The sequence below is a fragment of the Escherichia sp. KCJ4928 genome (assembly GCF_004352695.1).
GTDB lineage: Bacteria > Pseudomonadota > Gammaproteobacteria > Enterobacterales > Enterobacteriaceae > ECMA0423.
Genome location: NZ_SJWV01000030.1, coordinates 24,765 through 33,204, shown reverse-complemented (window position 1 = coordinate 33,204; position 8,440 = coordinate 24,765). Strand labels below are relative to the sequence as shown.

The window sequence follows — 8,440 nt, the reverse complement described above, 5'->3', positions numbered from 1 at the left end:
ATGGATGTGGGCTGAGGGCGCGTCTTACAGGACGTTACCTCGCGCCCGACCCGGTAGCCGAAGGGGATAAGCTGAAGGTACCGCGCAGCGGCGATTTTGTTCGCCAGAGCCCGGGGGTGCAGGGGGCGGCGGCGACTGGCCGCCCCCTGCGCGCTCCCTGCGCCAGTGGCTTTATATGGCATTGCACATGAAAGGAGCGCAACAATGCTAAACACTCAGATAGGATTAAAAATCCCCCTCTGATGCATAACATTTCCTTTTAATTGCAACTTTACTCGTCCTTCCGCTTTCAGTAGTGTGTCATCGCGCATTTCGACTTCATCTTTGCAAGGACTGGGTTTTCATGTTTTCTGGGCTGTTAATCATTCTGGTTCCCCTGATTGTGGGTTACCTCATTCCGCTTCGCCAACAAGCTGCGTTAAAAGTTATTAATCAGCTATTAAGCTGGATGGTTTACCTTATTCTCTTTTTTATGGGTATCAGTCTGGCGTTTCTCGATAACCTCGCCAGTAACCTGTTGGCGATTCTGCATTATTCTGCCGTCAGTATTACCGTTATTTTACTGTGTAATATTGCCGCCCTGATGTGGCTGGAGCGAGGCCTGCCGTGGCGCAACCACCATCAGCAAGAAAAACTCCCGTCGCGTATTGCGATGGCGCTGGAGTCGCTAAAACTGTGCGGCGTAGTAGTGATTGGTTTTGCCATTGGTCTGAGTGGACTGGCTTTCTTACAACACGCGACCGAAGCCAGTGAATACACGTTAATTTTGCTACTTTTCCTCGTTGGTATTCAGTTGCGCAATAATGGCATGACCTTAAAGCAGATTGTCCTTAATCGCCGGGGAATGATTGTCGCCGTGGTGGTGGTTGTCAGTTCATTAATTGGTGGTTTAATTAACGCCTTTATTCTTGATCTCCCCATCAATACCGCGCTGGCAATGGCCTCCGGTTTCGGCTGGTATTCTCTTTCCGGTATTTTATTGACCGAATCTTTTGGTCCGGTAATCGGGAGCGCGGCGTTTTTTAATGATCTGGCCCGTGAACTGATTGCTATTATGTTGATCCCTGGGCTGATTCGCCGCAGCCGCTCTACTGCACTGGGCTTATGCGGTGCCACATCAATGGATTTCACCCTGCCCGTTCTTCAACGTACTGGCGGGCTGGATATGGTCCCGGCGGCAATTGTTCACGGTTTTATTCTTAGCCTGTTAGTGCCGATCCTCATCGCCTTTTTCTCTGCGTAATACCTCTCTGGCGGTAGATCCCTGCCGCCAAAATTGCGCTAAATCAATCTCCCTTAAAGTTGCATGAAAAATCCCTTTTATCCCCGCGTTAAGCGTCTTAACCTTAAACATGTATATTAAATATAACTTTAAAAGGTGTGATCATGTTTTGTGTGCAATGTGAACAAACTATCCGTACTCCGGCAGGAAACGGCTGCTCATACGCGCAGGGGATGTGTGGTAAAACGGCGGAAACTTCTGACCTTCAGGATTTACTCATCGCGGCGCTGCAAGGGCTTTCTGCCTGGGCGGTAAAAGCGCGTGAATACGGCATCATCAACCACGATGTTGACAGCTTCGCGCCACGTGCCTTTTTCTCAACCCTGACCAACGTTAACTTCGATTCTCCGCGTATTGTCGGCTACGCTCGTGAAGCGATTGCCCTGCGCGAGGCGCTGAAAGCGCAATGCCTGGCTGTAGATGCCAACGCGCGCGTCGATAACCCGATGGCTGACCTGCAACTGGTGAGCGACGATCTCGGCGAGCTGCAACGTCAGGCAGCAGAATTTACCCCTAACAAAGATAAAGCGGCGATTGGCGAAAACATTCTCGGCCTGCGTCTGCTGTGCCTGTATGGCCTGAAAGGTGCGGCGGCCTATATGGAACACGCGCATGTTCTCGGTCAATACGACAACGATATTTATGCCCAGTACCATAAAATCATGGCGTGGCTGGGGACCTGGCCTGCCGATATGAACGCGCTTCTTGAGTGTTCAATGGAAATCGGCCAGATGAACTTCAAAGTGATGAGCATTCTGGATGCAGGCGAAACCGGTAAATACGGTCACCCGACGCCAACCCAGGTCAACGTCAAAGCGACGGCGGGTAAATGCATTCTGATTTCCGGTCACGATCTCAAAGATCTCTACAACCTGCTGGAACAGACCGAAGGCACGGGCGTTAATGTCTACACCCACGGCGAAATGCTGCCTGCGCATGGCTACCCGGAGCTGCGTAAATTCAAGCATCTGGTCGGTAACTACGGCAGCGGCTGGCAGAATCAGCAAGTAGAGTTCGCTCGTTTCCCTGGCCCCATCGTGATGACCTCGAACTGCATCATCGACCCAACCGTAGGCGCTTATGACGATCGTATCTGGACCCGCAGCATCGTTGGCTGGCCTGGCGTGCGTCATCTGGATGGCGAAGATTTCTCTGCGGTCATCGCCCAGGCGCAACAAATGGCGGGCTTCCCGTACAGCGAAATTCCTCACCTGATCACCGTGGGCTTTGGTCGCCAGACGCTGCTTGGTGCAGCCGATACGCTGATTGATCTGGTTAGCCGTGAAAAACTGCGTCATATCTTCCTGCTTGGTGGCTGTGACGGCGCACGCGGCGAGCGCCACTACTTCACCGATTTCGCCACCAGCGTGCCGGATGACTGCCTGATCCTGACCCTCGCCTGTGGTAAATATCGCTTTAACAAACTTGAGTTTGGCGATATCGAAGGTCTGCCGCGTCTGGTAGATGCAGGTCAATGTAACGATGCTTACTCAGCAATTATTCTGGCTGTCACTCTGGCAGAGAAACTGGGCTGTGGTGTGAACGATCTGCCGCTGTCGCTGGTGCTCTCCTGGTTTGAACAGAAAGCGATCGTCATTCTGCTGACGCTGCTTTCTCTGGGCGTGAAAAATATCGTCACCGGCCCGACTGCACCTGGTTTCCTGACACCAGACCTGCTGGCGGTGCTGAACGAGAAATTTGGCCTGCGTTCTATCACCACTGTTGAAGAAGACATGAAGCAACTGTTGAGCGCGTAAGGAGTTTGTCGATGACGATGCCAACGAATCAATGCCCGTGGCGGATGCAGGTTCATCACATTACGCAAGAAACGCCGGATGTGTGGACGATTTCCCTGATTTGCCACGATTACTACCCATATCGCGCCGGGCAATATGCACTGGTCAGCGTGCGAAACTCAGCGGAAACGCTGCGTGCTTACACCATTTCCTCCACGCCAGGCGTGAGTGAATATATCACCCTGACCGTGCGGCGGATTGATGACGGTGTCGGCTCCCAGTGGCTGACGCGCGATGTAAAACGCGGTGATTATCTCTGGCTTTCGGACGCGATGGGGGAATTTACCTGCGACGATAAAGCAGAAGATAAATTCCTGTTGCTGGCGGCAGGCTGCGGCGTCACGCCGATTATGTCGATGCGTCGCTGGCTTGCGAAGAACCGTCCACAGGCCGATGTGCGGGTGATCTACAACGTGCGTACGCCGCAGGATGTTATTTTCGCCGATGAGTGGCGTAACTATCCGGTAACGCTGGTGGCAGAAAATAACGTTACCGAAGGCTTTATCGCTGGTCGTCTCACTCGCGAACTGCTGGCAGGTGTACCTGACTTAGCTTCACGTACCGTGATGACCTGCGGCCCGGCTCCGTATATGGATTGGGTAGAGCAGGAAGTGAAAGCGCTCGGCGTGACGCGTTTCTTTAAAGAGAAATTCTTCACCCCAGTAGCAGAAGCGGCGACCAGCGGTCTGAAATTCACCAAACTGCAACCGGCACGAGAATTTTACGCCCCGGTTGGCACCACGCTACTGGAGGCGCTGGAAAGCAATAACGTTCCGGTTGTCGCTGCCTGCCGTGCGGGTGTTTGCGGCTGCTGTAAGACAAAAGTGGTTTCCGGTGAATATACGGTGAGCAGTACAATGACGCTGACCGACGCCGAAATCGCTGAAGGTTACGTACTGGCCTGCTCCTGCCATCCGCAGGGGGATTTGGTTCTCGCATAATCGCCTTATGCCCGATGATATTCCTTTCATCGGGCTATTTAACCGTTAGTGCCTCCTTTCTCTCCCATCCCTTCCCCCTCCGTCAGATGAACTAAACTTGTTACCGTTATCACATTCAGGAGATGGAGAACCATGAAACAAACGGTTGCAGCTTATATCGCCAAAACACTCGAATCGGCAGGGGTGAAACGCATCTGGGGAGTCACAGGCGACTCTCTGAACGGTCTTAGTGACAGTCTTAATCGCATGGGCACCATCGAGTGGATGTCCACCCGCCACGAAGAAGTGGCGGCCTTTGCCGCTGGCGCTGAAGCACAACTTAGCGGAGAACTGGCGGTCTGTGCCGGATCGTGCGGCCCCGGCAACCTGCACTTAATCAACGGCCTGTTCGATTGCCACCGCAATCACGTTCCGGTACTGGCGATTGCCGCTCATATTCCCTCCAGCGAAATTGGCAGCGGCTATTTCCAGGAAACCCACCCACAAGAGCTATTCCGCGAATGTAGTCACTATTGCGAGCTGGTTTCCAGCCCGGAGCAGATTCCACAAGTACTGGCGATTGCCATGCGCAAAGCGGTGCTTAACCGTGGCGTTTCGGTTGTCGTGTTACCAGGCGACGTGGCGTTAAAACCTGCGCCAGAAGGGGCAACCACGCACTGGTATCATGCGCCACAACCAATCGTGACGCCGGAAGAAGAAGAGTTACGCAAACTGGCGCAACTGCTGCGTTATTCCAGCAATATCGCCCTGATGTGTGGCAGCGGCTGCGCGGGGGCGCATAAAGAGTTAGTTGAGTTTGCCGGGAAAATTAAAGCGCCTATTGTTCATGCCCTGCGCGGTAAAGAACATGTCGAATACGATAATCCGTATGATGTTGGAATGACCGGGTTAATCGGCTTCTCGTCAGGTTTCCATACCATGATGAACGCCGACACGTTAGTGCTACTCGGTACTCAGTTCCCCTACCGTGCGTTCTACCCGACCGATGCCAAAATTATTCAGATTGATATCAATCCAGCCAGCATCGGCGCGCATAGCAAGGTAGATATGGCGCTGGTCGGCGATATCAAATCAACCCTGCGCGCATTGCTGCCACTGGTGGAAGAAAAAACCGATCGCAAGTTTCTGGATAAAGCGCTGGAAGATTACCGCGATGCCCGCAAAGGGCTGGACGATTTAGCTAAACCGAGCGAGAAAGCCATTCACCCGCAATATCTGGCGCAGCAAATTAGTCATTTTGCCGCCGATGACGCTATTTTCACCTGTGACGTTGGTACGCCAACGGTGTGGGCGGCACGTTATCTAAAAATGAACGGCAAGCGTCGCCTGTTAGGTTCGTTTAACCACGGTTCGATGGCTAACGCCATGCCGCAGGCGCTGGGTGCGCAGGCGACAGAGCCAGAACGTCAGGTGGTCGCCATGTGCGGCGATGGCGGTTTTAGCATGTTGATGGGCGATTTCCTCTCAGTAGTGCAGATGAAACTGCCGGTGAAAATTGTCGTCTTTAACAACAGCGTGCTGGGCTTTGTGGCGATGGAGATGAAAGCTGGTGGCTATTTGACTGACGGCACCGAACTACACGACACAAACTTTGCCCGCATTGCCGAAGCGTGCGGCATTACGGGTATCCGTGTAGAAAAAGCGTCTGAAGTTGATGAAGCCCTGCAACGCGCCTTCTCTATCGACGGTCCGGTGTTGGTGGATGTGGTGGTCGCCAAAGAAGAGTTAGCCATTCCACCGCAGATCAAACTCGAACAGGCCAAAGGTTTTAGCCTGTATATGTTGCGCGCAATTATCAGCGGACGCGGCGATGAAGTGATCGAACTGGCGAAAACGAACTGGCTAAGGTAAAAAGGGTGGCATTTCCCGTCATAATAAGGACATGCCATGATTGATTTACGCAGTGATACCGTTACCCGACCGAGCCGCGCCATGCTCGAAGCGATGATGGCCGCCCCGGTTGGGGACGACGTTTACGGAGACGACCCTACCGTTAATGCTCTGCAGGACTATGCAGCAGAGCTTTCCGGTAAAGAAGCCGCCATTTTTCTGCCTACCGGCACTCAGGCCAACCTGGTCGCTCTGCTCAGTCACTGTGAACGTGGCGAAGAGTATATTGTCGGTCAGGCCGCGCATAACTATCTGTTTGAAGCCGGTGGCGCAGCGGTGCTGGGCAGTATTCAGCCGCAACCCATCGACGCGGCTGCCGACGGCACGCTACCGCTGGATAAAGTGGCGATGAAAATCAAACCCGACGATATCCATTTCGCCCGCACCAAATTACTCAGTCTGGAAAACACCCACAACGGCAAAGTGCTGCCGCGTGAATACCTGAAAGAAGCATGGGAATTTACCCGCGAGCGCAATCTGGCGCTGCATGTTGACGGTGCGCGCATCTTTAATGCCGTGGTGGCTTACGGCTGCGAACTGAAAGAGATCACGCAATATTGTGATTCGTTCACCATTTGCCTGTCGAAAGGTCTTGGGACGCCAGTCGGTTCATTACTCGTCGGTAATCGTGATTACATTAAACGTGCCATCCGCTGGCGGAAAATGGCCGGTGGCGGGATGCGTCAGTCCGGGATTCTGGCTGCCGCCGGGATGTATGCCCTGAAAAATAACGTCGCACGGTTGCAGGAAGATCACGACAACGCCGCCTGGATGGCGGAGCAACTGCGTGAAGCAGGCGCGGATGTGATGCGTCAGGACACTAATATGCTGTTTGTTCGCGTCGGGGAAGAAAATGCTGCCGCGTTAGGCGAATACATGAAAGCGAGAAACGTGCTGATTAACGCCTCGCCGATTGTCCGCCTGGTGACGCATCTTGACGTCTCGCGCGAACAACTGGCGGAAGTCGCCGCCCACTGGCGCGCATTCCTGGCGCGTTAAGGAGAGAGACGTGCCGCAACGCATTTTAGTTCTCGGTGCCAGTGGCTACATTGGTCAGCATCTGGTGCGCACACTCAGCCAGCAAGGGCATCAGATCCTGGCGGCGGCACGTCATGTCGACAGGCTTGCAAAGCTGCAACTGGCAAACGTCAGTTGCCATAAAGTCGATCTCAGCTGGCCGGATAACCTTCCGGCCCTGTTGCAGGATATCGATACCGTCTATTTTCTGGTGCACAGCATGGGCGAAGGCGGCGATTTTATCGCTCAGGAGCGCCAGGTGGCTCTCAACGTCCGCGATGCGCTACGTGAAGTACCAGTTAAGCAATTAATCTTTCTCAGTTCGTTGCAGGCCCCGCCACATGAGCAGTCGGATCATCTGCGTGCTCGTCAGGCTACGGCGGACATTCTTCGTGAAGCGAATGTACCTGTGACCGAACTTCGGGCCGGAATTATCGTTGGCGCAGGTTCAGCGGCGTTCGAAGTCATGCGCGATATGGTCTACAACCTGCCAGTGTTAACGCCGCCACGCTGGGTACGTTCACGCACCACGCCCATCGCGCTGGAAAACTTGCTGCACTATCTGGTGGCGTTGTTAGATCATCCGGCCAGCGAACACCGCATCTTCGAAGCCGCCGGACCAGAGGTGCTCAGTTATCAGCAACAGTTTGAACATTTTATGGCGGTGAGCGGTAAGCGCCGCTGGTTGATCCCCATCCCCCTCCCCACCCGCTGGATTTCGGTGTGGTTTCTCAATGTGATTACTTCCGTACCGCCCACCACCGCCAGGGCGTTGATTCAGGGGCTGAAACACGATCTGCTGGCGGATGATACCGCGCTACGTGCACTCATCCCACAACGGCTGATCGCTTTCGATGACGCGGTACGTAGCACGTTGAAAGAGGAGGAAAAACTGGTCAACTCCAGCGACTGGGGCTACGACGCTCAGGCCTTTGCCCGCTGGCGACCGGAGTACGGTTATTTTGCCAAACAGGCGGGGTTTACCGTTAAAACGTCCGCCAGCCTTGCTGCTTTATGGCAGGTAGTGAACCAAATCGGCGGTAAAGAGCGTTATTTCTTTGGCAATATTTTGTGGCAGACACGGGTGTTGATGGACCGCGCGATCGGTCATAAGCTGGCGAAAGGCCGCCCGGAGCGCGAATATTTACAGACTGGCGATGCGGTAGATAGCTGGAAAGTGATTGTCGTTGAACCGGAAAAACAACTTACGTTGTTATTTGGCATGAAAGCGCCGGGGCTGGGACGACTGTGTTTTAGCCTGGAAGATAAAGGCGACTATCGTACTATCGATGTCCGCGCTTTCTGGCATCCGCACGGTATGCCGGGGCTGTTTTACTGGTTATTGATGATCCCCGCGCATCTGTTTATTTTTCGCGGAATGGCAAAACAAATCGCCAGACTGGCAGAACAAAGCACAGATTAATCGACAAAACCTGCGTTATTCTTTCATGTTTCCCATTGCATCATGGGGGAAATCACGGAAGAATGCGCACGTTATTTTCTCAACAACAGTG

6 protein-coding genes and 1 pseudogene are annotated in these 8,440 nt (G+C 53.6%); all 7 read left to right on the top strand.

The window, feature by feature from the left end:
* Window positions 1-191 (top strand): annotated as a pseudogene (locus E0D98_RS27520) (hypothetical protein); the annotation flags it as partial.
* A 152-nt stretch (window positions 192-343) separates the two neighbouring features.
* Window positions 344-1,243: an L-lysine exporter LysO gene (gene lysO, locus E0D98_RS07240; RefSeq protein WP_000491142.1), complete on the top strand. Its 900-nt coding sequence runs from the start codon at window positions 344-346 to the stop codon at window positions 1,241-1,243.
* Between the two features lie 143 nt (window positions 1,244-1,386).
* Window positions 1,387-3,039: a hydroxylamine reductase gene (hcp, locus tag E0D98_RS07235; protein WP_000458817.1), complete on the top strand. Its 1,653-nt coding sequence runs from the start codon at window positions 1,387-1,389 to the stop codon at window positions 3,037-3,039.
* 11 nt (window positions 3,040-3,050) lie between these two features.
* Window positions 3,051-4,019, top strand: a complete 969-nt coding sequence (hcr, locus tag E0D98_RS07230; protein WP_000178677.1) for an NADH oxidoreductase — start codon at window positions 3,051-3,053, stop codon at window positions 4,017-4,019.
* Between the two features lie 132 nt (window positions 4,020-4,151).
* Window positions 4,152-5,870: a ubiquinone-dependent pyruvate dehydrogenase gene (gene poxB / locus E0D98_RS07225; RefSeq protein WP_000815350.1), complete on the top strand. Its 1,719-nt coding sequence runs from the start codon at window positions 4,152-4,154 to the stop codon at window positions 5,868-5,870.
* Window positions 5,871-5,906: 36 nt separating this feature from the next.
* Window positions 5,907-6,908, top strand: a complete 1,002-nt coding sequence (gene ltaE / locus E0D98_RS07220) for a low-specificity L-threonine aldolase (RefSeq protein ID WP_000566372.1) — start codon at window positions 5,907-5,909, stop codon at window positions 6,906-6,908.
* Between the two features lie 10 nt (window positions 6,909-6,918).
* The gene (locus E0D98_RS07215) at window positions 6,919-8,349 is read left to right on the top strand and encodes an SDR family oxidoreductase (RefSeq protein ID WP_001136560.1); all 1,431 of its coding nucleotides are present in this window, start codon (window positions 6,919-6,921) and stop codon (window positions 8,347-8,349) included.
* Window positions 8,350-8,440: the final 91 nt, after the last annotated feature.

Coding starts and splice junctions, on each gene's coding strand:
- hcp (WP_000458817.1), top strand. CDS start 1,387: ATGTTTTGTGTGCAATGTGAACAAACTATCCGTACTCCGGCAGGAAAC.
- lysO (WP_000491142.1), top strand. CDS start 344: ATGTTTTCTGGGCTGTTAATCATTCTGGTTCCCCTGATTGTGGGTTAC.
- ltaE (WP_000566372.1), top strand. CDS start 5,907: ATGATTGATTTACGCAGTGATACCGTTACCCGACCGAGCCGCGCCATG.
- hcr (WP_000178677.1), top strand. CDS start 3,051: ATGACGATGCCAACGAATCAATGCCCGTGGCGGATGCAGGTTCATCAC.
- poxB (WP_000815350.1), top strand. CDS start 4,152: ATGAAACAAACGGTTGCAGCTTATATCGCCAAAACACTCGAATCGGCA.